The sequence below is a fragment of the Nocardia coffeae genome, assembly GCF_019890715.1.
In the GTDB taxonomy this organism is placed as follows: domain Bacteria; phylum Actinomycetota; class Actinomycetes; order Mycobacteriales; family Mycobacteriaceae; genus Nocardia; species Nocardia jiangxiensis.
In genome coordinates, this window is sequence record NZ_JAINZY010000002.1 from 58,839 (window position 1) to 81,104 (window position 22,266).

Annotated in this window: 20 protein-coding genes; 11 read left to right on the plus strand and 9 right to left on the minus strand. The window is 68.7% G+C overall.

Annotation, left to right across the window (positions count from 1 at the left end):
- Positions 1–219: 219 nt before the first annotated feature.
- The 7 genes from K7711_RS09360 (at position 220) to K7711_RS09390 (ending at position 9,725) form a co-directional block, all read left to right on the plus strand.
- Positions 220–1,638 (plus strand): condensation domain-containing protein, encoded by a 1,419-nt coding sequence (locus tag K7711_RS09360; protein ID WP_222966990.1) that lies wholly within the window; start codon positions 220–222, stop codon positions 1,636–1,638.
- Positions 1,639–1,640: 2 nt separating this feature from the next.
- Complete coding sequence (locus K7711_RS09365; protein WP_222966992.1) at positions 1,641–3,290, plus strand: MFS transporter; 1,650 nt, start codon at positions 1,641–1,643, stop codon at positions 3,288–3,290.
- Positions 3,287–5,098 (plus strand): glycosyltransferase family 39 protein, encoded by a 1,812-nt coding sequence (locus K7711_RS09370; protein ID WP_222966994.1) that lies wholly within the window; start codon positions 3,287–3,289, stop codon positions 5,096–5,098. Before K7711_RS09365 ends, K7711_RS09370 begins: the two co-directional genes overlap by 4 nt.
- Positions 5,099–5,133: 35 nt before the next feature.
- Positions 5,134–6,096 (plus strand): glucosyl-3-phosphoglycerate synthase, encoded by a 963-nt coding sequence (locus K7711_RS09375; RefSeq protein ID WP_222966996.1) that lies wholly within the window; start codon positions 5,134–5,136, stop codon positions 6,094–6,096.
- A 366-nt stretch (positions 6,097–6,462) separates the two neighbouring features.
- Complete coding sequence (locus K7711_RS09380) at positions 6,463–7,719, plus strand: PucR family transcriptional regulator (RefSeq protein WP_222966998.1); 1,257 nt, start codon at positions 6,463–6,465, stop codon at positions 7,717–7,719.
- Between the two features lie 63 nt (positions 7,720–7,782).
- Complete coding sequence (locus K7711_RS09385; protein WP_235746979.1) at positions 7,783–9,111, plus strand: SAM-dependent methyltransferase; 1,329 nt, start codon at positions 7,783–7,785, stop codon at positions 9,109–9,111.
- Between the two features lie 152 nt (positions 9,112–9,263).
- The gene (locus K7711_RS09390) at positions 9,264–9,725 is read left to right on the plus strand and encodes a hypothetical protein (protein WP_222967000.1); all 462 of its coding nucleotides are present in this window, start codon (positions 9,264–9,266) and stop codon (positions 9,723–9,725) included.
- Between the two features lie 33 nt (positions 9,726–9,758).
- Here the strand turns inward: K7711_RS09390 and K7711_RS09395 are convergent, their stop codons facing one another.
- The 4 genes from K7711_RS09395 to K7711_RS09410 form a co-directional block, all read right to left on the minus strand.
- Positions 9,759–10,439, minus strand: coding sequence for a CPBP family intramembrane glutamic endopeptidase (locus K7711_RS09395; protein WP_222967002.1), 681 nt, complete (start codon positions 10,437–10,439; stop codon positions 9,759–9,761).
- 37 nt (positions 10,440–10,476) lie between these two features.
- The gene (locus K7711_RS09400; protein ID WP_222967004.1) at positions 10,477–11,268 is read right to left on the minus strand and encodes an SGNH/GDSL hydrolase family protein; all 792 of its coding nucleotides are present in this window, start codon (positions 11,266–11,268) and stop codon (positions 10,477–10,479) included.
- Positions 11,269–11,395: 127 nt separating this feature from the next.
- Positions 11,396–12,052, minus strand: a complete 657-nt coding sequence (locus K7711_RS09405; RefSeq protein ID WP_040822939.1) for a maleylpyruvate isomerase N-terminal domain-containing protein — start codon at positions 12,050–12,052, stop codon at positions 11,396–11,398.
- A 96-nt stretch (positions 12,053–12,148) separates the two neighbouring features.
- Positions 12,149–12,619 (minus strand): hypothetical protein, encoded by a 471-nt coding sequence (locus K7711_RS09410; RefSeq protein WP_222967006.1) that lies wholly within the window; start codon positions 12,617–12,619, stop codon positions 12,149–12,151.
- Positions 12,620–12,930: 311 nt separating this feature from the next.
- Here K7711_RS09410 and K7711_RS09415 point away from each other — a divergent pair, with 311 nt between their 5' ends.
- Positions 12,931–13,413, plus strand: a complete 483-nt coding sequence (locus tag K7711_RS09415; RefSeq protein WP_222967008.1) for a nitroreductase family deazaflavin-dependent oxidoreductase — start codon at positions 12,931–12,933, stop codon at positions 13,411–13,413.
- An 18-nt stretch (positions 13,414–13,431) separates the two neighbouring features.
- Here the strand turns inward: K7711_RS09415 and K7711_RS09420 are convergent, their stop codons facing one another.
- The 4 genes from K7711_RS09420 to K7711_RS09435 form a co-directional block, all read right to left on the minus strand.
- Complete coding sequence (locus K7711_RS09420; RefSeq protein WP_308014601.1) at positions 13,432–14,037, minus strand: TetR/AcrR family transcriptional regulator; 606 nt, start codon at positions 14,035–14,037, stop codon at positions 13,432–13,434.
- Between the two features lie 74 nt (positions 14,038–14,111).
- Positions 14,112–15,452 (minus strand): cytochrome P450, encoded by a 1,341-nt coding sequence (locus K7711_RS09425; RefSeq protein ID WP_222967012.1) that lies wholly within the window; start codon positions 15,450–15,452, stop codon positions 14,112–14,114.
- A gap of 84 nt (positions 15,453–15,536) precedes the next feature.
- Positions 15,537–15,779 (minus strand): hypothetical protein, encoded by a 243-nt coding sequence (locus tag K7711_RS09430; protein ID WP_222967014.1) that lies wholly within the window; start codon positions 15,777–15,779, stop codon positions 15,537–15,539.
- A gap of 429 nt (positions 15,780–16,208) precedes the next feature.
- The gene (locus K7711_RS09435; protein ID WP_222967016.1) at positions 16,209–16,856 is read right to left on the minus strand and encodes a TetR/AcrR family transcriptional regulator; all 648 of its coding nucleotides are present in this window, start codon (positions 16,854–16,856) and stop codon (positions 16,209–16,211) included.
- A gap of 161 nt (positions 16,857–17,017) precedes the next feature.
- On the opposite strand from K7711_RS09435, the gene K7711_RS09440 reads away from it, so the two are divergent.
- The 3 genes from K7711_RS09440 to K7711_RS09450 all read left to right on the plus strand — a co-directional run bounded on the left by K7711_RS09440 (position 17,018) and on the right by K7711_RS09450 (position 20,938).
- A complete protein-coding gene (locus K7711_RS09440; protein WP_308014602.1) occupies positions 17,018–18,397 on the plus strand; it encodes an NAD(P)/FAD-dependent oxidoreductase in 1,380 nt (459 codons plus the stop codon).
- Between the two features lie 94 nt (positions 18,398–18,491).
- Complete coding sequence (locus K7711_RS09445) at positions 18,492–18,725, plus strand: hypothetical protein (RefSeq protein WP_222967018.1); 234 nt, start codon at positions 18,492–18,494, stop codon at positions 18,723–18,725.
- A gap of 137 nt (positions 18,726–18,862) precedes the next feature.
- Entirely contained in the window at positions 18,863–20,938 is a 2,076-nt protein-coding gene (locus K7711_RS09450; protein ID WP_222967020.1) for an AMP-binding protein, read from the plus strand.
- Here the strand turns inward: K7711_RS09450 and K7711_RS09455 are convergent.
- Positions 20,931–21,917, minus strand: coding sequence for an FAS1-like dehydratase domain-containing protein (locus K7711_RS09455; RefSeq protein WP_222967038.1), 987 nt, complete (start codon positions 21,915–21,917; stop codon positions 20,931–20,933). The genes K7711_RS09450 and K7711_RS09455 overlap by 8 nt on opposite strands.
- Positions 21,918–22,266 lie beyond the last annotated feature (349 nt).

The following is a 22,266-nucleotide window of genomic DNA, read 5'->3' on the forward strand; positions in this document are numbered from 1 at the left end:
GCCTTGTCGACGGCAACGGTAGGGACGAATCATGAAGAGCGGCAAGCACTGTCGGCGAAGATTGGAATCGGATGCCGCATCCGGCGCGGGTTGCTGTCAATGATCACAACATTGCTCCGAACCTATGGTCGGGGTTCATACGGCTGTCGTTGACTGGCCTGGCGCCGCCGTGAGATCGGGCGGCGGTACCTCTCCCGACGCTGTGAATCGAGGGCACTCGTGGTCAATTTCGGTTTCTTCGACGACTGGCACCCGCAGCCGGGCCGGGTCACCAGCTGGAGTGTCTCGGCGACGGCGCAGGCCGTCATGCGCGACGCACCGGAGCATCCGATCCCGCCCACGTACCAGCAACGCGAGTATCTGCGCACGACCCAGCGCACCGCCGCCGCGGGCCACCGCGCCTCGCGGCTGTGCATGATCTCCTACGACATTCCGGGCAACCCCGACATCGACGCGATGACCCGCGCGGTCACCGCCTTCGTGCGGCGGCACGAATCGTTCTCCAGCTGGTTCACCGTGGAATCCGACGAGCGAGTGGTGCGGCACGTCGTGGACGCGCAGGTGCTCGAGCTCGTGCCCACCGAGCACGGCGAGTTCGCCGACAGCGACGCGATCCGTCAGCATGTCCAGGACACCACACCCGATGCGCTGCACTGGAATTGCTTCAGCTTCGGGATCGTCGAACAGGAGCAGGCGTTCACCGTGTACGCGGCGGTCGACCACCTGCACACCGACGGCGTCGCGCAGGCGTTGACCTGCGTCGATCTGTTGATGCTGTACGGCGCGGAACTGTCCGGCACCGAACCCGCGCTCGCGCCGGTGGACGGACACCTGGCCTACTGCGCCCGCGAACGCGCCTACAACACCGAACTCACCGAGCAGTCTCCGCCGGTCACCACCTGGCTGAAGTTGTTGCAGCGCAACGGCGGCGAGATGCCGACCTTCCCGCTGTACCTGGGCACCGAGAACGCCCCGGGCTACGTGCGCGGCGCGGTGCTGACGCTGCCGTTGTTCACCGAGACCGACGCACTGCGCTTCGAGCAGGCGTGCGAGGACGGCGGCGGCCGGTTCCTCGGCGGACTGTTCGCCGCGCTCGCGCTCACCGAGGCCGAATTGACCGGCAACGACTGGCATTTCATCCTCAGCCCGGCCAATACCCGCAGCGCTCCGGGGGAGGCCGGTGCGGTGGGCTACTACACGAATCTGCTGCCGATCGCCTTCGACGTGCCGCCCGAGGCACGGTTCAGCTCCCTGGTCGCCGCCGCGCAGGACGCCGCGGATCGCGCCAAGGAACTCACCGACGTCTCCGCGCACCGGGTGCTGGAACTGGCCGCGCCGGAGCTGGGCATCCGGGTGCGGCCGGGCTGGTCCGCGATGATGCTGTCCTACGTCGACGTTCGCAAGATCGCCGGGGTGGAGATGTTCGACCGGATCAACGGCGGGCTGTTCGCCAACCGCGCCGCGGCCAGCGAGGTCTACGTCTGGATCAACCGGTTCCCGGATGTGACCACGTTGAGCCTGGTCTTCCCCGATACCGAGGATGCGAATGAATCGGTCGGGCGATATGTGAAGACGCTGACCGAGATCACCGCTGCGGTGGCCGACGCGGGCGACTATGCCCTGCGGGTCGACGCCTGACCATGGCAATTCGGGGCATACCGGTTCGGACGGGCCAGGACAGCGCGGACCAGCCCGTCGCGGGGCGGTACGCGTGGGCGGCCCTGGCGGCCTGCCTGCTCGCGGTGTTCATGCAGATGCTGGACCTGACCATCGTCAACACCGCACTTCCGGTCCTGGCGCGCGACCTGTCCGCCACCGGCTCGGTGCAACTGCTGGTCGTGACCGTCTACGGGGTGGCGTTCGCGTGCACGCTGCTGACCGCGTCCCGGCTGGGTGACCGGTTCGGTCGGCGACGGCTGTTCCTGATCGGCATGACGATCTTCACCGCGGCGTCGCTGGGCTGCGGCCTGGCCCGGCTCCCGATCGAGCTGATCGCCGGGCGGGTGGCTCAGGGATTGGGTGCGGCGGCGGTCTCGGCGCAGACGATCGCCATTGTGGCCGCGGTGTTTCCGGCTCATCGGCGTCCGCTGGTCTTCGGTGTGTACGGTGCGGTCGCGGGTCTGGCGGGCCTGTCCGGGCCGCTGCTGGGCGGGCTGATCGTCGGGCTGAATCCGGGCGGACTGGGCTGGCGGTCGATCTTCCTGCTGAATCTGCCGCTGGGTCTGATCGCCCTGGTACTGGCCGCGCGCTATCTGGACGTCGGGCGGGCACAGCGGGCGGTGCGGGTGGATGTGTTGGGCGCGGTGCTGTCGACGGTGGGTGTTGCCGCGGTGCTGTATCCGCTGTCCACCGGCCGTGATTCGGGTTGGCCGCCCGGTGCGGTGGGCCTGCTGGTAGCGGGTGTGTTCGTGCTGATCGGATTCGGCCGGCGGCAGCGGTGGGTGAGGATGCGCGGCGGGACGCCGCTGATCTCCGCGGAGGTGTTCCGCGATCGCGGCTTCGGCGTGGGATCGGTTCTGCTGCTGGTGTTCTACGGGCTGTTCGCCGCATTGCTGTTCACCGTGTCGATGACCGCGCAGACCGGGATGGGCTGGTCGGCGTGGCAGACCGCGCGGCTGCTGTTGCCGTTCGCGCTGGGTGCGCTGCTGGCGGCATTGACCTCGCCGATTCTCATGGCGCGCTTGGGTTCTCGGGCATTGACCGCGGGCATCGGCCTGTTCGCGCTGGGCGTGGCGCAGATGGCGTTGACCGTGCATCCCGCGTCCGGCGGCGTGGACACTCGCGCGCTGAGCGAACCGGTGCTGCTGGCCGGTGCCGGGATGGGCTGGTTCGCCGCGCCGCTCCCGGCGGTGATGGTGGCCGGGCTGGGGGAGGGGCCGACCGGGAGTGCCTCGGGGCTCGCGCCGACCGTCCAACAACTCGGCAGCGCGATCGGCGCGGCCGTGCTCGGGAGTGTGTTCTTCGCTCGCATCGCCGCGGGCTCCGGTGTCGATGACGCGAAATCGCTTCTCGCACAGCATCTGTCCGCGCGGGGCGTGATGCCCGGCGACCGGGCCGAGACGATTCGGCGTTTCGGTGATTGTGCGCATGCCGCCCTCGCTTCCCCGTCGCACGTGCTGCCGGTACACGGCTGTGCCGGCGGCGGTCTCGACGCGACCGTGGCGACGGCGGCCACCGCGCCGACGTACTTGCAGGCGTGTGTGACGGTGCTGTGGCTCGTCGCGGCGGTCGCGAGCGTACTCACGGTCCTCACGCTGGCGCTGCCGCGGCGTCCGGGAGCCCAGCCGTGACCGCGATCTCCGACCGCGCTGATCAAGGGGATCAGCTTGCTGCGGAACAGGATCCGGACACTACCGAAGTGCGGCTCGCGGGGTTGGGGCTCGCCGCGGTCGCAGTCCTGACCGGGGTGATCCTGCTGATGCGTTCGGGACGCTACGGCTACTTCGGCGACGAACTGTACTTCGTCGCGGCCGGGAATCATCCCGCCCCGGGCTACGCCGATCAGGGGCCGTTGATTCCGCTGCTGGCCAGGACCGCCTGGACGCTCATGCCGGGATCGGTTGTGGCGCTACGTATCCCGTCGATTCTGGCTGCCGTCGCCGGAGTGCTGCTGGCCGGGGCGTTCGCCCGGGAGATGGGCGGCCGCCGCCGCGCGCAGATACTGGCTGCCGCGGCCTACGCGACGTGCCCGTACCTGATCACCCAGGCCGCGACCCTGTCGACCTTCGCGCTCGACAGCGCCCTGAGCGCGGCGGCACTGTGGCTGCTTGCTCGCTGGATCCGCCTGCGCCGGGACCGGCTGCTGCCGGCCGCCGCCGCCGTGATCGCAGTGGATCTCGAGGTGAAACTGCTGGTCGTGGTCCTACTGGCCGGAATCGTCGCCGGTGTTGCGGTGGCCGGTCCACGGGAATTGCTGCGCCGCCCGGCGCTGTGGTGGTGCGTACCGGTGGTGACGCTCACGGCACTGCCCGGGATGCTCTGGCAACAACGGCACGGCCGGCCGCAACTGGCGATGGGCGCGGTCATCCGCACCGAACAACATGCCGCGACCGGCGGTGTACTGGGGCTGCCGGTGCAATGGGCCGTGCTGACCGGGCTACTGGGTGGCCTACTGGCTCTGCTCGGCTGGTGGGTCCTGCTGCGCCACAGTACTTTCCGTGACCACCGCTGGATCGGCATCGCCGCGATCGTGGAGGTGATGTTCGTGATCCTCAGCGGTGGACGACCCTACTACGTCGCGGGGTTGTTCCCCGCACTGTTCGCCGCCGGTGCCGTGGCGATTCTGGACGTCCCGCATCGCGCCGCGCAGCTCACCGGCCGCATGGTGTCCTCGAAGGTTCGGCATCCCGCCGCACCGACGGCTGGTGTCACGGCGTTCCCGAACGTTCGGCATCATGCCGCGCGGCTCACCGGTTTCGTGATGTCCACGGACACCGGGGATCCCGCCGAGCGGATGGCTGGTGTCATGGCATTGCTGAACGTTCGGCATCGCGCGGCCGGGCTTGCCGGTGCCGTTGTGCCCCTGAGTATTCGGCGTCGAGCGGTACGAATCGTCGGGATCGCGGTGGTCGCGGTGTCCGTCGCGATTTCGCTTACGGAGGTAACGGTCCTACCGCTACTACTCGCCCGAATCGACCGACCGGTCCACTCGCAGGCCGAATTATCCACCCGCATGCGGACATTCGGCACGACAGGTTGGGAACGGCTCGTCGCGGGCGTGGACGCGGCCTACCGCGCCCTGCCGTCGGGCGACCGTGCCGGTGTCGTGATCCTCACCCGAACCTATTGGCAGGCAGCAGCTCTGGATGTACTCGGCCCACCCGGTCATCCTCCGGTGTACAGCGCGGATCGCGGATACGCATATTTCGGCAGGCCACCGGACGCCACGCCCACCGTGCTGTACCTCGGCACCGGGTCCTCGGATTCCTTGCCGCACAACGCCTTCGAAGTCGCCGAGCCGGTCGCGCGGATCGACGATCCGCTCGGCTTTCCGGGCATCGATCGCGGGGTCACGGTGTGGCGTTGTCAGCGGCCCCGCCAGCCCTGGCCCGCGCTGTGGCCGCGCCTGACCACCCTCGTCCTGGATCCCGGACTCTGACCGCCGCCCGTGCGCCACCAGAAAGAAGCTGCCTCATGCCTGTCTCCCACACCGGTCCCGCCTGGTTCGATCGCCGCTGGTCCATTCCGCAACTGGTCGAGCGCAAACAGGGCCGCCGGGTATCGGTGGTCCTGCCCGCGCTCGACGAGGAGGCCACCGTCGCCGGGGTGATCGCCTCGATCCGCCCGCTCGTGGGTGGGCTGGTGGACGAATTGCTCGTGGTGGACTCCGGTTCCACCGACGGCACCATCTCGGCCGCCCGCCGGGCCGGTGCGGACGTGTACACGCGCGAGCAGGCGTTCCCGCAGTTGCCGCCGCGCCCCGGCAAGGGGGAGGTGCTGTGGCGTTCGCTGGCGGTGGCGAAGGGCGATCTGATCGTGTTCGTCGACTCCGATCTCATCTCGCCCAGCCCGATGTTCGTGCCGTCCCTGCTCGCACCACTGCTGTTCGATGACGCGCTGCACCTGGTGAAGGGGTTCTACCGGCGGCCGCTGCGCACCGAGGGTCGCTCCGACGCCGACGGCGGCGGCCGGGTCACCCAACTGGTCGCCCGGCCGCTGCTGGCGGCGCTGGCGCCCGAACTCGCGGAGGTCGTGCAACCGCTCGGCGGGGAGTACGCCGCCACCCGCGAACTGCTCACCGGCATCCCGTTCGCACCCGGTTACGGCGTCGAGATCGGCATCCTGCTGGACTGTTTCGCGCGGTACGGCATCGGGACGATCGGACAGGTGGATCTGGGCACCCGCCTGCACCGCAACCGCCCGAACGACGAACTGGCCGCCATGAGCCGCCAGGTCATCGCGACATTGCTGGACCGTCTCGGCCTCGAGGACTCCGGCAGCGGTCTGCCGCAGTTCATCCCGCACGGCACCGGCTGGCGGCGCACGGTCACCGAGCCCAGTTTCGCCGATCGTCCGCCGATGAATCTGGCGATCGATCCCCCTGCCACCGGTTCGCCCGAATGGGCCTCGTTGGATTCCCGGTTGGGGATAGCCTGATTCTTACCGCTCGCCGAAATCACTGCGCGGGAGAATTCGGACGATTCTGTTGGGAAATATCACCTGATCCTTCTGTCGAAACGGGGTGATGTTCACAATTCGCGTAGCGGTAGGCGGCCAGGGTCGGTGGCGTGAACAGGCACGGACGATCCTCCGATTCGCCGGGAATTGCTGTCCCCGGCATCTACCAGCAGATTTACCGAGTCCGAAGCGGCTTGCCGCACTTCGGTGGAAGTGCACAACGGGCGCGGCTCGCATTGTGTACTTCGAACATTCGTGATGTCCGGTGATCTCGGTAGAGTCGGCAATCGGCACCGGAAATGGATTCTGCCGCCCTTTTCGCTCCCTAGCCGATGAGGAATTGTCATGACCCGCATGAGGACGAGCGCGATGTATTCGGGCCGAGCGCCCGTGCGGACCGCGACGCAGCCGGTGCACCCGACCACGCTGGTGCGGTCCGTGGTGGACGGCCTGGACCTGACGGCCGTCGCGGGCCGGATGGATGGCCGGCTCCGGGCGGATCTGGTCGAACTCGTGCGATGCAGCGTGCACGAACTGACCGAGACGTCTGCGGGCGCGGACCCGGAGCCGGTCACCGATCGGATCGAATCGATCGCCCGCGGCTGGGCCCAGCGGGACCTGCCGGTCGAGATCCTGCATCGAGCCGTCCACGCGGCGGTATCGTCGTGCCTGCAGTGGTGGGCTCGCGGCGTCGTCTGGTCGGACGGGCGAATCGTGCGTACCGAGGGGGCCGGTCTGATCGATGTGCTGCGCACCCTCTCGGCCGCGGTCGCCCGCGGTTACGCCGCGGAGGTCCGCGCGATGACCGCCGAGGGCCGCGTCGCGGCGGCGACGCTGGCCTCGGGTCTGCTGGCCGGATGCGCCGACGGCACGCGAACCGCCGGATATGCTGCGGGACTGTCGAATTCGTATCTGGTCGTCGCCGTCGCGATCGGCGCGCATCCGCAGGAGAGCGATCCGCGGCTGGACGCCCGCGTGGTCGCCCGCCGCAAACTGCGCCGTATCCAGGCCGAACTCGCGACCGGCTGCCGCCCGCGTCCCCTGTCCCTGCTGAGCGTCGACGGCGGCACCATCCTGATCCCCGCCGAGGCTCCGGCCGGTGACGCCGACCCTGCCGCGGTCGAACAGCGGGTGAGTGAGTGGATCGATCGGCTCGCACACGTCGCCGGTGCGCCGGTGCGGGCGACGTTCATCGAGGCCGAACAGTCCGCGATCCCGAAGGCCGCGGATCTGGCACACGAATTACTGGATCTCGCGGTGCATCTGGGCCGCGGTCCGGGTCTGCACCGATTTCGAGATCTGGCCTGCGAGTACCAGTTGTCCCGACCGGGCCGGGCCAACCTGCGGATCCGGTCGGTGCTGGATCCGCTGCGCGGTGAGCCGACTCTGCTCGACACCCTGCGCGCTTACCTGGGCTCGCCCGGAACCCAGGAAGCGGTCGCCCGGCAGCTCGGGATATCGGTCGGCACACTGCGGCGGCGGCTCGTGCGCATCGAGGCGCTGACCGGCCTGGATCCGGAGACCGCGACGGATTCGTGGCAGCTGCGCTCGAGTTTGGTCGCGCGCATCGTGACCGGGACCGCACTGCACAAAGCAGGATGAACACAGCGGATTGACACCGAGTCGTTGTCATTCCCCCCTGGAATCGCGCGCCATAGTGATCGTATGGGCAACAGTGACCAGATGGCCAATCAGGAATCCGTCGCCGACACACTTCGCCCGCTGCTTCGCGCCGCCTTCGGGCCGGATCCGGGGGTGGCGTTCGAATTCTGGGACGGCAGTGCGATCGGCGCGGCCGGCGCCTCGTACGGCACGCTGCGGGTGCGTTCCAAGGAGGCGATCAGTCATCTGGTCTGGGCGCCTGGCCAATTGGGCCTGGGACGCGCGTTCGTCTCCGGCACAGCGGATCTCGACGGCGATATCTTCGAGATGATGCGCGCGCTGCGGTCCTCGTCCCCGCGCACCCCGGGCGCGGGGATCGGCATGGGTCCCGCGGCGATCTACCAGGCGATCGGCGCGGCGCGGCGGCTCGGCGCACTGGGGCGTCCGCCCGAGCCGCCCCCGGAGGAGATGCGTTCCCGCAGCGGTGGATTGCACACCCGCCGGCGTGATGCGGCCGCGATCAGCCATCACTACGACGTGGGCAACGACTTCTACCGCCTGGTGCTCGGGCCGAGCATGACCTACTCCTGCGCGCGATTCGCCGGTGCGGGGGAGCAGCCCGACGACACGATGTCCCTGGCCGACGCGCAACGCGCCAAACACGATCTGGTCTGCCGCAAGCTGGGTCTGGATGCGAGGTCCGGGATGCGCCTGCTGGACGTGGGATGCGGCTGGGGCTCGATGGCCATCCACGCGGCCGCGACCTACGACGCGCAGGTGGTCGGGGTGACGCTGAGCCACGAGCAGGCCGAGCTCGCACGCAAACGCGTTGCCGCCGAAGGACTTTCCGATCTGGTCGAGATCAGGCTGGCGGACTACCGGGATCTGCGCGGCGAACGGTTCGACGCGATCTCCTCGATCGGCATGTTCGAACACGTCGGCTCCAAGCGCGCCGCGGAGTACTTCACCACGATGCACGCGCTGCTGCAGCCGCAGGGCCGTCTGCTCAACCACGCCATCTCCTCGATCGGCGGTTCGGTGATGTCCGGCCGCTCCTTCGTCGGGCGGTACGTGTTCCCGGACGGTGAACTGATCGATGTCGGCCAGGTCGTGCTGGCCATGGAACGCGCCGGATTCGAGGTTCGTGATGTGGAAGGGCTGCGCGAGCACTACGCGCTGACCCTGCGCGGCTGGGTCGCCAATCTGGAACAGGAATGGGATCGGGCGGTCGAACTCGCCGGTGCGGGGCGTGCCCGGATCTGGCGGTTGTACATGGCGGCTTCGGCATTGGGCTTCGAGGACGGCAGCCTGGGGCTGCATCAGGTGCTGGGCGTCGTACCCGGCAGTGCGGGCGGTTCGGGGATGCCCGCCACCCGGCGCGCGTGGGGCTGAGCAGAGCGCGGCGACAGGCTGCGCCGAACACGGTCTGGATCGGCCCCGGGATGGCTACACTGCTGGGCGAGTCGGCGGCAGATCACCCCGGAATCCGGTGCGCGGTCGGCGGCTCGACCGATGTACTGCCCCCGTCACAGTGAGGTGATGTCTTGTCCGTTCGAGGAACCGTGCTGCTCGCGGCGCTCACATGCGCCGTACCGATAGTTGGTGCGGCACAGGCCCACGGTGCCCCCGCGGCCGGGGCGAACGGCGGCTGCTCGCAGGGCGGCGTGATGACCGGCCGGCTGATTCCCGGTACCGGCAGCGCCGGACAGAACATTCAGCGCGAGGTCACCCTGAGCGATTGCGCCAGCCCGCTGCTGCCCGGAATTCACGCCGGGGTGTTCGGGGTGAGCATTCCGTGGAACGTCACCACGGCGCCCACCACGGCCCGGTTGAGCTGGTCGGACGGCAGCGTGAGCACCGCGACCGGATACGGCAACGGGACGTGGCGCATCACCGCGGGCCCCGCGAGCGGACATGCCATCCAGCTCGAGGTCGCCGACACCTGGAACGGGTGGTACCTCAGCCCCGCCGACGTAACGGTCACTCGCGCGCAGTTCGTGTCCTGAATTCATCACGCCCGCAAGGGCTTTCCGATCCGATCAGGCGGGCCCGAGCGCGCGCCGGGCACCGGCCCGCGGCACCGCGCCGTGATAGAAGTATCTGCCCAGGCCGATGGTGAAGATCAGGATCCCGTACAGCGAATGTTCCACCGAGGCGGTGAACAGCGACCGGCTCCGCAGGTAGCGCGAGGCGAACAGCCAGCCACCCACACCGCTGGCGGCGACGGAGAACCAGTTGCCGAAGATGATGTGCACGTATCCGAACGCCGCGGCACTCGCGGCGACCATCCCCGGCCCCTCACCGAAAACCGGTGCGTACCGGTGGAACAGGAACGACCGGAACACCAGTTCCTGCGGATACACGCTCAGCGCCGGATACAGCACCATCACCGCGAGCCACAGCCAGGGATTGCGGCGCGGCAGATCGAACAGATCCTCCCGCCGCAGCACGGTGGTCGCCGCGGTGAGCGCCAGGGCGTTCGCGCCCGCCGACACCGCCATCGAACGCGCCTGTTCGCCGAACGCGTCGCTGCGCCACAGGGAGGTCCGGTCGAAGCCGGGGGAGCGCCGCAGGTAGATCGTCGCCCCGGTGGCCAGCGCGAGCAGTGCCGGAATCGGCGGCTTACCGCGCAACACCGCGTTGTAGGCGGTGGTGCCGCCGAAGAACAACGCCGCGTACTCGGCGGCCAGATACACCCGCCGCCATCGTCGAATTCTCATGCGCACACCGCCGTTTCGCGAAAGTCGTCGCTCGTGTCTAGGTGACCGGAAGCAGCTCGGGGCGTTTGGCGCCGAGCCGGTTTCCCGAGGAGACACCGCGGATGCGGCGGCCCACCCAGGGGATGAGATGGCGTGTGGCCCAGCGCAGTTCGTCGCTGAGCACGGCGGGGCGCGGGTGATTCGGATCGGGCGGCAGCGCGGTGCGCCAGGTGGCGTCCGCGCCCGGGAGCCCGAGACCGTCGGCGACCGCCCGGCTGACCAGTTCGTGGCCCAGCGAATTCAGGTGCAGCCGGTCGTCGGTCCACACCCGTCGATCGGTGGTGGCGGGCACGGGTTCGAAGTCGATCACGGTCACCCGATGCCGGGCGGCGACGGTACGCAAGGCGATGTTCATCTCCCGGACGCGTCCGGACAACGGCCGAACCAGCGGAGCGACCGCGCCGATATCGGGAAAGGTGAAGGTGACCACTTGCGCGCCGATGGCGGCGAACGCCGCGAACATGCTCTCGATATCGGCCAGTACGGCGTCACGGTCGTATCGCGGCCGCAGCAGGTCGTTCATCCCGGCCACCACGGACACCAGATCGGGCTTCATCGCCAACGCCGGAGCCAGCTGTTCCGCGCGGATCTGGTTCGCGCACCGGCCGCGAACGGCCAGGTTGGCGTAGTTCAGGCCGGAATGCAGCCGGTCGAGCACCTGTGCGAGGCGGTCCGCCCAGCCGAGTAGCCCGCCGCTGCCGTCGGGGTCGCCGACCCCTTCGGTCTGCGAATCGCCGAGCGCGACGTAGCGGGTGAACTGTGGTGTTCGAGAGGGACTCGACCTGGTCATGCTCGGCCTCCGGGATCGGTTCGACGCGCGGGGCTCGGCGCCGAGCGATCCGGGTGTTCAGGGACGGGAACATTCAATAGATACACCAAGCAGCACTAGCTGTCCCGCCGGTTCGTCGGCTGTTCACTCAGCCCAGGACGAAGGGCAGCTTCCCGGCCAGATCGCCCAGCTCGACGCGTTCGCTGTCGCTGGGCGCGCGGCGGCCGGTGCCGATCAACAGGGCGTCCCGGTCCGAGAGCGCGGGCGGGAACGTGGCGCCGGTGACCTGCTCGAGCATGTGGCGCGCGTGGGCCAGGCTCTCGGCCGGCGGCTCGGGTTCGCCGGGCAGCTGTGCGATCAGGTCGAGGTGGTGCAGGGTCCACTCCAGCACATAGGCGTCGAGATAGTCGGCGGCGGTGAGCACCTCGCCGCGGGTGGCGATGCGCCGGTCCGGATCGGCGAGTTCGGCCGCGCGACCGGCAGCCGATCCGACGTCGTCGAAGTGCAGTTTGAGCAGTTGCGGTTCCTGATAGGCCGCGGCCAGCCGGACGATCAGCGCATCGAGCGGATCGTCGCCGGTGGGCGTCGTGGTGTCGATTTCCCAGTACGACAGCGCGGTGCGCGTCGGTTCGGCATCGGCGGGGGTGACCAGGGTGATCAGGATGTCCTGGGCACCGATCAGCAAGTGACACACCAGATCTCGCACCAGCCATCCGGTACACCCGGAGGGCAGTGCGAAATCCTCGTCGTGCAGTTCGGCGATCGTGGCGCGCAGCGCCGACCACGAGCGTGAGAAGAGGTCCACGGCCGCAAGCTAGCAGCGCGGGGTGCGGGCTGCGACCGTTTCCGGATCCGGCGAACCGGAGATTCCGGGCCGGGCCGAGGTGATCGGGTGCAAGGGCTACGCCGGCCCGGTCGAGCTGATCACGATGGCGGTCAGGATCACGGTCGCCAGGACGATCGGGATCAGGAACCCGAGTGCCGCGGGCCGCTGGAACAGCGGTTTGCCCGGGTCCATCGGGCGGCCCGGCATCCCCGGAACCGGCGGCGCGAGCTTGGCGATGTTGTTGTAGGCGAACAGATTGAACAGCATCGTCAGCGGGTTGATGAACATCGACATCGGGCCCCACCAGCCCAGCCACACGCTTTCCAGGGTCATCCGCCGATAAGTGGCCAGGCCGCAGTCGCGGCAGAACGGTCCCGGCATCCGGAGGAACTGCATGAAGACCAGGAAGCCGCGATGCCCGCGCACATCGACCACCGCCGCCGGAGTGGCGCCGCAATGCGCGCAGTACAGCATGGGCTGCTGCTGCGCCATCATCGGCTGCTGGCTCTGCTGTGGAAAGCCTTGCAGCGCACCAGGATTGGTCATAAGTATACCCCTACCCCCGATCACGGCGAGGTCGCCGTGATCGATCCGAAAGAAATTGAACCGAAAGAAGCTGGGCGCGAATGTTACCCGGACGATCCGCAGGTCGCCAGCTCCTTTTTCCAGGCGTGATCACGGGGTCGAAAGTTCGGTGAAACTGTCTGGAGTGCAAAGGAATTGGAGTTCGCAGGATTCGATCGTCAGGTAGGGGTGCCGGTGCGGATATCGATCGACGGAGTGATCATCCCTCGACCATGCACGTGATTCGATTGTGTATGGTCGCGAGAGTAGGTTCGACAGTACGAAGGAACGCCATGACCGCAGCCCCGCCGCGCCCGAAACAACTCGACTCCCCGATCCTGCCGAAGATCTTCAAGATCATGGGGCGAGCCCAGGTCTGGGTCTATCGCCGCACCGGCGGGCGGATCGGCGGAAAGTGGCGCGTGGGAGCCGGTTTCCGCAAACCGGTGCCGACCCTGCTGCTCGAACATCGCGGCCGCAAATCCGGCGCCACCTACACCACGCCGCTGCTCTACATCGCCGACGGCGCGGACACGATCATCGTCGCCTCGCAGGGCGGTCGCGCGACGAATCCGCAGTGGTACCACAATCTGCGCGCGAATCCGGACACGCACGTCCAGATCGGCCGTGAGCGTCGCGCCGTGCACACCGTCGTCGCGGATGCCGACCAGCGCGCCCGCCTGTGGCCGCTGCTGGTGGACGCCTACGCCGACTTCGACACCTACCAGGCCTGGACCGAACGCGAGATCCCGGTCCTGATCCTGCGACCCCGGTGAGTTGGGGCAGAGCCGGACTCAGCGCGGCCCGATGAGCGCGATCGCGGTTTCCACTGCGACGTCGACGATTTCGGAGATGTCGCCGCCCGCCTCGACGGTGGAGGCGATGAGTTCGCGGTAGCCGCCGTAGAGGATGGTGGCCATCGCGCGCGAGGGCGGGTGCAGTTCGGCCGACTGGAATTGCGGTGTGGCGGTGAGGTTTCGGATCAGCGCCACGAACGCCTCACCGGTCGTCCGGTGCAGTTCGCGGGCGTCGTCGCCGAGGGCGGGGATGTCGCGAATCCAGGCCAGGGTGATGGACGGGTCGTGCTGGGAGGCGGCGATCCACGCCTCGATCGCCTGCCGGACCTGCGTGCGCCACGGAGCCGACGGGTCGACGGCCTGATAGATCTGCCGGATCGTATCGCTGTTGCGTTCGGCCAGCAGTTCGATGAAACAGTCCTGCTTACCGCTGAAATGTTCGTAGAAGGTCCGGCGTGAGGTGCGGGCCTCCCGGACCACGTCGGCGACGGTGGTCTCCCGGTAGCCCTGCCTGCGCACCGCCTCGGCCATACCGTCGAGCAGACGGCGCCGGAATCCCGACTCGGCCGCGGCGGGGTGGGAAGCGGGATCGGCGCGGGTCACCGTACCGAGGGTAGTGTCCGCGCCCGCGGGCGACCACATTCGCCGCCCGCATCCCGTTCCCGCCGGCCCGGTGCTCAGGCGTTGGCCTCGGCCTGTGCGACCGCGCCGGCCGCGGGCCGGGCGGCGCGGCGGTGGACCACCGCGCGGCCCCTGCGGGTGGGAGCCAGTGCCACACCGCGGAAGTGCGCGCGTTCGTCCGGTGCGTCGGTGGGCTCGAGCGTGAAATCCCTTAGCAGCGTGCGCAATACGACGTTCATCTCCAACGTGGCGAATGCGGCTCCGATGCAGCGGCGCGCGCCGCCGCCGAACGGGATCCAGCTGAACGTGCCCGGCCGCGCCCCGAGGAACCGATCCGGATCGAAGGCACGAGCCCGCGGGAACAACTCCTCGTTGTCGTGCATCAGCCGAATGCTGATCAGCACGTTCTGCCCCCTCGGCAGCGTCCACCTGCCCAGTTGCAGCGCCTCGGCGCGGATCTGACGCGGGGTCACATCGATCACCGGCCGCACCCGCTGCACCTCGAGCAGGGCCGCCTCGCGCAGTTCCGAACCGCCCGCGTCCACCTCGGATACCAAGCGGCGCAGCACATCCGGGTGGCGGCGCAGTCGCTCGACGGTCCAGGCGAGGGTGGTCGCGGTGGTCTCGTGACCGGCGGTGAGCAGGGTCAGCAGCTCGTCGGCGATCTCGCTGCGGGTCATGGCCGTGCCGTCGTCGTAACGGGACTGCAGCATCATCGCCAGCACGTCGTCGCGGCCGTCGAGTCCAGTGGCCTCGGCCCGATCGATCAGGCGGTCCACGATCCGGTCGTAGCGGCGGCGATGAGCGGCGAATCGTGCCCAGGGACCGAAGCGGCCCAGGAACTCTCGCGGTATCGGGAGTGCGACCAGTGCGGAGCCGAGCAGGACGATCTTGGGTAGTACCGCGCGCAGTTCGTCGAATTCCGCGCCGTCCGCCCCGAAGACCGCGCGCAGGATCGCGTTGAGGGTGATCCGCATCATCGAGTCCATCGTGGCGAATTCCCGGCCCGAGGGCCAGGAGGCCATCTCCCGGACCGTCTCCTGCTCGATCATCTCCTCGTACGCCTTCAACCGGCGCCCGTGGAACGGTGGGGTGAGCAGTTTGCGCTGCTTGCGGTGTTCGTCGCCGGTGATCGAGAACAGTGAGCCCGGCCCGAGGACCTGGCCGAGATTCACGTCGATGTTGTCGGCCACCTCCGGGCCTGCGGTGAACAGCGCCTTCACCTCGGCCGGATCGGACAGTACGACCGTGCGCCCCAGGCGTGGGGTGGCGACGGTGAACGCCGAGCCGTAACGATCGTGCAGGCGACGCCAAGCGCGGGTGCGCCCGGCCAGAATCTCCAGGTTCTGCACGAAGCCCGGCGAGGTCGGGCCGTCGGGCAGTCTCACTGTGGTCATGCGTGACCCCTCCCACCGTGGTACGTCTCTGTACCAGGGGTACGGTACGCGAACGTACCGCAGCGCGGCAAGGGCTGTGGCCGATCAGCGCCAGAGACGGCGGCAGGGCAGGGGACGCAGATCGGGCCGGATCTTGCGATCCACCGTGATGGCCAGTCCGCTGCGCACCGCCGCGGAGGCGAATTCGCATGCCTCGGTGTATGTTGCCGCGTATTCGAGAACGAGACCGCCGGTAGCGCCGGGGTTTTCGAAATACACGATGACCCGGCGGGTCGGCCGGTCACTGCACGTGCAGTTGCCGTATGCGTGATGCGTCGTGCCCGTCATATGAATGCTCCTTTGCATCGCGCTCCGAACGATCCGGACGACGGATCATCGAAGCGACGGCGACGCATTCCACGGTAAATTCGCCGGCCCGTGGTGAACAGGTTTCAGGACTCTGTTTTGGCAGGTCACAGCGTCCCCTACGTCGACTTAGTGCACGCGGACATCACAAGCGGCGCATCGGGCCTTAGAATGCCCGGCCTCGCATGGGAACCTGACCGCCGCGTCGACGTACGGCGCAGCGTGTTCCTACTGCCTGTGCATCGGTCACCGGGGCAACCATCGGTCGGGCTCGGCTATCGCTTTGTGTGGCAAGGGGATTGCATCTTGCCGAACGGTAGGGCGGGCTCGTTCGGGCGCACTGTGGGTGAGGTCGGGACGACGCATGCTTTTCGGCGGTGCTACTCGCTGTCCGGGCGAGCCCGAGGGGGTTCAGCCCGAAGGCGTGGTCCGCTCGCCGTAGACGGTGATCCAGATCGTGCGGCCCAGGGTGCGGGCGAGCAGGTCGTCGTCGGGTGCGGGATCGGCGAGAAATGCGTACTGGATGGAGCGTTCGACCATGGCCGTCAGCACGATCGCGGTCGTGACGGGGTCGATCGAGGCATCGATGCGGCCCTGCTCCTGTTCCCGGATCAGCCGCTCGCACACCACGGTGACGAAGCGGGCGATCCGGCCCTGCCAGTACGCCCCGACCTCGCGGTCGTAGGCGGCGACCTCGATGAGCGCCTGCAGCAGATGTCCGTGGGCGCGGGCGCCGGCGATCATCGCGTGCATGGCCGCGCGCACGCCGGGCTCGCCCTCGGAATGGTCCTCGGACCACCAGCGTTCGGCGGTGCCGAACAGATCGGCGGTGGCGAGCTCGGCCATCCGGATCAGCAGGCGGCTCTTGTCCGGGAAGTATCGGTAGAAGGTGGACCGCGCCATATCGGCCTCGGCGGCGATGCGCTGCACGGCGATCTCGGTGAAGGCGGTCCCGTCGGCCAGCAGTCGATCGACCGCGGCCAGGACCCGGCGTTCGATGGCCTCCCGATGTCCGTCGCGCTGCCCGCGCGCCCGGGAGGTCCGGGTCAGCGAGGGCATGAGCGGTGTGTTCCGAGTGGTGCGGGCATGCGGCCATTGTGCCGTAGAGATCGGCGGCGGTGTCGATTCCGGGGCGCTTGACATCATTGCGCCGACCTCTCATCCTCCTTAATGTAGGACATAGTGTCCGAACATAGTGTCCCGTCATCCTGGGAGGCGTCGTGGGCGCAGAACACGCCGATGTTGTGATCGTCGGAACCCGTTGTGCCGGAACGGCTACCGCGATCGCGTTCGCGCGAGCCGGGCGCCGGGTGATCGGCCTGGACAGTTCCTCGTTCCCCTCCGAGACGTTGTCGACGCATCTGCTGTGGTCCTCCGGGGTGTTCGAACTGCGGCAGCTCGGCGCGCTCGAGCGGGTCCGCGCCCTGGGTGCGCCGCCGTTGACCACGGGCATGGCGGTCGGCGCCGGACATACCGTGGCCGCACCGTTCACCCCGTACGGCGGCATCGACTACTCGATGTGCGTGCGCCGGGTGGGATTGGATGCGGCACTGGTGGATACGGCCCGCGCGGCCGGCGCCGAACTGCGCGAGCAGGTCCGGGTCGATGAACTCCTCTGGGAGAACGGGCGCGCGTGCGGTGTGCGGTACCACGATCGCGACGGAACCTCGCACGAGATCCGCGCCCGCCTCGTCGTGGGCGCGGACGGGCGGCGCAGCACCGTCGCGAAACAGGTCGGCACGGCCGCGCCGTACCGGCGATCGCCCAGTGGGCGGGCCTGCTGCTACGGCTACTGGGAGGACACCGCCGATCAGGACCGCTCGATCGCCGCGCAGTGGCGAGCCGGGCAGTTGCTGGGCACCGCGTTCCCGTGCGACGACGGGCTGGTGCTGTGCCTGATCCAGCCGCCGGCGCAGATGGCGCCGCGTGGCGTCGGCCGCGCCGAGCAGTCCTACCGCGACATGATCGCCGAAATCCCCGGACTGGCAACGAGATTGACCGGAGCCACCCTGCGCGGGCGGATTCGCTCGGCGGTGGACATCGCCTCCTATTTCCGCCGCTCCACCGGGCCCGGCTGGGCGCTGCCCGGCGACGCCGGGCACTTCAAGGATCCGGTGACCGCGCAGGGAATTCGCGACGCCCTGCGCTACGGCAGACTGCTCGGCGAATCCACCGCCACCGTGCTCGACGATCCGGTCGCCCTGGACCGGCGTCTGGCCGAGTGGGAGCTGCGCCGCGAGGCCGACTGCCTGGAGATCTACCAGTACACCAACCGCCTCGCTCGTGGCACCGAGATGAACCCGCTGGAAATCGAGCTGTATCGCGAGGCCGCAGCCGATCCGGCACTGGCCGTCGCGGTGATGGAAACGATCTCGCGCGTGCGCGCACCCCGTCACATGATCGACCCGCCCCGCAAACTCCTGCTCGCAGCGCGGGCCCTGCGCCACGCCGACGATCCCCGAACAGCCCTCGAGGCGATCGCCCTCGAGGCCCGCGACACGGTCACCGAACGCTTCGAACGCACCCGAGCACACCATTCCGGCCTGCCCCCGCTACCCGCGGTGTCCACGGAATCCGTTCCCGCTGAGACGCATTCATAACGCGGTCCTTCGACCACTCCGCCACCGGTTGTGCGAGCCGCGACGCCGACTCGGCGGAATCTGCTGCCACGCAGCGGATAGCGACGTCACGGGAATGTCGCCCGGATGTGTCCTTCCGGCAGAAGCGATCCGCGACGCGGCCCGGAAACTCGGCTGCGATCCGGTCGATGACGTCACCGGATACGGCGGGGAACTCGTCGGGATCTTCACCGTGCCGCACACCCGGCTCGAGGATCGCGACCGGATCCAGCGGGACGTCGACCGTATGTCCGATCACCCGCCGAGTGGTCGACTCGGTGTGGCGAAACGGGCGATCCGGGCGATGTAGTGACAGTGCACGACGGTGTGCGACGCGGTACTGGTGAGCTCTCCAGTAAGGCTGTGGGCGGCGGAAATTCGCTGGTGGCGGCGTTACGTTCGGATTATCGCCGGGCAGTGGCGCCGGGCCGATGGGAGTGCGCGCAGATGGTTACCGAAGTTGTCGAGACCACCGTGGATATGCCGGTTCCGCTCGATCGGATCTGGGCAGCCCTGACCGATCCGGCCACCTATGCGCGGATGTTCCGGGGGATCGGGGACTGTCGACCGGTCGTCAGCGCGAATGAGCTGCGGGAATTGGAATTCCGTGTCGGCACGCTGGACGCCGGTGTGCGCCGGGTGGACGTGCGGTTGATCCTCGGTCGGCCCTACCGGGATTTCGAGCTGTACTGTCCCACGCTGGGCAGCCTGGCCTCGGTGCGCCTGGGCGCGCGGCCGGATCACACCCATGTGGTGGTGACCGTCTTCGCTCCCGGACGTGTGCATCCCGCGGTGCCGGGCCTGCCGAATTCGGCTGTGTCGGAATGGATTCTGGCAGGGTTGCGTAGGGTGGGCGAGTGTTGCGCGGGTGCGCGCACCGCCGTGGTGCAGGACGGAACCGGTGCGCCGGTGCGTCGGCAGGTGGTCGTGGCACGGCAGATGCTGGCCTCCGGAGTGGTGCGCGCTCATCGGCTCGATCACGGGCTGCGGCAGCTGGCCGGTCTGGCCAAATGGGGGCTGAGCCTGGCGGGAGGCTATGCCACGGCCGCGGGCTGCACCCCGGGGCAGAACTGCCTGATCGACGATCGGACCCACCGCACCTTCGCCGAGGTGCACCGGCGCACCAATGCGCAGGCCCGCGCACTGCTCGCGCTGGGGATCGACCAGCACCACACCGTGGGACTGTTGAGCCGCAACCACATCGCGACCGTGGAGGCGATGGTCGCCGCGGGCAAGGCGGGCGTGGATCTGATCCTGCTGAATGCCGGACTGTCCGGACGCCAGCTCGACGAGATCGCCCAGCGCGACCGGATCTCGGTGCTGCTGCTGGACGCGGAGCTGGAGCACCTCGTGCAATACCTGCACCCGGGAATCCAGCGGTTCACCATCGACGGCGATCCGCCAACTCCGGAACGCACCACACTGGAGGAACTGGCGGCGCACTCGCCCGGCGGCTGCCGCCGCCCCGCCCGACCGGGCCGGCTCATCGTGCTGACCTCGGGGACGAGCGGGACGCCGAAGGGCGCCCGCCGACCGCACCCGGCCGGGCTGGATCCCGTGGCGGCCGTGCTGTCCCGGATTCCGCTGCGGATGCAGGAGACGATGCTGATCGCCTCGCCGCTGTTCCACACCTGGGGGCTGGGCATCCTGCAACTGAGCACGGCGTTGCGAGCCACGGTCGTGCTGCAGCGGCGCTTCGACGCCGAGGCGTGCCTGCGCGCGGTGGCCGAGCATCGGGTGCGCACGCTGGTCCTGGTTCCGACTCTGCTGCAACGGATTCTGGAACTTCCGCCGCATGCGCGGGCCCGATACGACACCTCCTCGCTGGAGATCGTCGCCTGCGGCGGCGCGCCGCTGCCCGGGGGGATGGCACTGCATTTCATGGACGTGTTCGGCGAGGTTCTCTACAACGTCTACGGATCCACCGAGGTCTCCTGGGCGACCATCGCCACGCCGCGCGATCTGCGCGAATCGCCCGAGACCGTCGGCCGCCCACCGGCCGGGACGACCGTGGCCGTGCTGGGCCAGAACATGCTGCCGGTCCCGGTCGGTGTGGTCGGCCGGATCTTCGTGGGCAATCCGATGCTGTTCGACGGATACGTCAACGCCGCGCCGCCCGACGAGGTCGGTGGTCTGCTGGACACCGGCGATCTGGGCTATCTGGACGTCGCACACCGGTTGTTCGTGGCCGGGCGGGGCGATGAGATGGTCATCTCGGGCGGGGAGAAGTTCTTCCCGCGCCCGGTCGAAGAGGCGCTGGAATATCTGCCGCAGGTGCGGGAGGCGGCGGTGGTCGGCGTGCCGGACGCCGATTTCGGTCAGCGAATGGCGGCATTCGTGGTCAAGACCGAGGGCAGCGGACTGGATGCGCAGATGGTGCGCGATTACATTCGCAACCGGCTGGGCCGTTTCGCGGTGCCGCGCGATGTGTCGTTTATTCCGGCATTACCGCGCGGTGAGACCGGAAAGATACTCAAGCGTCTGTTGATCATGCCGAATTCCGGCGCCTCGCAGATTATCTGACGGGACTATCCGGCCGGGTCGACGGTATCGCCGTCACCGGCACCGAAGCGCTCGCGCGCACGAACAATCGGCGACCCGCGGATACGGCATTCACCGCGACCTCCGCCATTCCGGCCGAAACATCGATATCGGTGATTCGGCCCCGGAATTCGATATCGGCGACGCTCGCCGGGCCGCGCACACAATAATGGCTGAATTCCGCCCGGTAGGAGGTGACCGCGGCGGGATGTCCGAACCGGGAGCCGAGGTATCGCGCCATCCAGCCGAATCGGAGCAGACCCGGGGCCGCCCCGGCCGCCGAGATCCGATACGGGAGCCCGTCGTGCACGAGCCGGCGGAATCCGGCGACGTCGCTGTGCCGTGGCCGAATGATGCTGTGCGGCAACTCGTCTCCCGGTCCGAGTCGATGGAGTTCGAGAGATCCTTGTCGGTCGTGCGGCGTGTGGGTCGCCGGGTGCAGCCGGGCCCGCGCGGTCTCCAGCGCCGGGGAGGTGGCGATGCGGTGCCGGAAGCGGTGCCCGCAGGACAGCAGTGTGCTCGTGCCGAGCTGCACCACGACTCCCGATTTGTCGGTGAGAACTGTTGTGACGCAGAACTTCTCGTAATCGCTGAATTGTTCCGCCGATTCGATGTACACATCCGTGGCGATCACGTCCCCGGCGACGAGCAACCGGCCGATCTGCAGCGTCTGATCGGTGTGCAACAGCCGCACCGGCCCCGCGCCGTCCAGCAGCGTGGGCAGGATCCGGCGCTCGGCGCGCAGCAACAGCATCGAGGCGAAGGTGGGCGGTGCGGCCAGTCCCGCGAATCCCAGTGCCACCGCGGCCGCCGGATCGGTATGGGCCGGATGGTCGTCGCCGATCAGCTGGGCGAAGCGACGGATGTGCTCGGGCCGTACCAGGCAGTGCTCCGCGAACGGTGCTCGTCGGTCGTCGGGAAGATCAAGCCGGACAACGGGATTCGTCGTGCCAGAGTGCATGGGATCTCCTCGGTGCACCGTACGGTGCGCGGCGGTGTTGGTTCGTCCGCCGGGCCCAGTGCCCGGCGGTGGGCCACCGCCGGGCACGGACCGGACTCCGCGGATGAGGTAGCGCGGAGTCATCGATCCGCGCGGACGATATCGGCGAACCGCAGCGGTCCGGGGGAGTCACCGCTGTGTGCGACGCATCGGCCGTGCGGAAGATCGCGAACGGTCGTGGCGCTCGGCCGTGCCCACCGGACGGGGTTGGTCCGTCCGGTGGGCCGGGCGCCACATATCAGCGCGCGCTCATCGCCGACCCGACATCGGTGAGCGCTGCAAACGCCGGATAGGTGGCATTTCGCGACGC

Excerpts from the sequence above, each read along its gene's own strand:
- K7711_RS09435 (WP_222967016.1), bottom strand. The coding sequence starts at position 16,856 with ATGCCCTCGCTGACCCGGACCTCCCGGGCGCGCGGGCAGCGCGACGGA.
- K7711_RS09455 (WP_222967038.1), bottom strand. The coding sequence starts at position 21,917 with ATGCACTCTGGCACGACGAATCCCGTTGTCCGGCTTGATCTTCCCGAC.
- K7711_RS09395 (WP_222967002.1), bottom strand. The coding sequence starts at position 10,439 with ATGAGAATTCGACGATGGCGGCGGGTGTATCTGGCCGCCGAGTACGCG.
- K7711_RS09410 (WP_222967006.1), bottom strand. The coding sequence starts at position 12,619 with ATGACCAATCCTGGTGCGCTGCAAGGCTTTCCACAGCAGAGCCAGCAG.
- K7711_RS09375 (WP_222966996.1), top strand. The coding sequence starts at position 5,134 with ATGCCTGTCTCCCACACCGGTCCCGCCTGGTTCGATCGCCGCTGGTCC.
- K7711_RS09365 (WP_222966992.1), top strand. The coding sequence starts at position 1,641 with ATGGCAATTCGGGGCATACCGGTTCGGACGGGCCAGGACAGCGCGGAC.
- K7711_RS09385 (WP_235746979.1), top strand. The coding sequence starts at position 7,783 with ATGGGCAACAGTGACCAGATGGCCAATCAGGAATCCGTCGCCGACACA.
- K7711_RS09445 (WP_222967018.1), top strand. The coding sequence starts at position 18,492 with ATGTCGCCCGGATGTGTCCTTCCGGCAGAAGCGATCCGCGACGCGGCC.
- K7711_RS09425 (WP_222967012.1), bottom strand. The coding sequence starts at position 15,452 with ATGACCACAGTGAGACTGCCCGACGGCCCGACCTCGCCGGGCTTCGTG.
- K7711_RS09430 (WP_222967014.1), bottom strand. The coding sequence starts at position 15,779 with ATGACGGGCACGACGCATCACGCATACGGCAACTGCACGTGCAGTGAC.
- K7711_RS09450 (WP_222967020.1), top strand. The coding sequence starts at position 18,863 with ATGGTTACCGAAGTTGTCGAGACCACCGTGGATATGCCGGTTCCGCTC.
- K7711_RS09415 (WP_222967008.1), top strand. The coding sequence starts at position 12,931 with ATGACCGCAGCCCCGCCGCGCCCGAAACAACTCGACTCCCCGATCCTG.
- K7711_RS09380 (WP_222966998.1), top strand. The coding sequence starts at position 6,463 with ATGACCCGCATGAGGACGAGCGCGATGTATTCGGGCCGAGCGCCCGTG.
- K7711_RS09400 (WP_222967004.1), bottom strand. The coding sequence starts at position 11,268 with ATGACCAGGTCGAGTCCCTCTCGAACACCACAGTTCACCCGCTACGTC.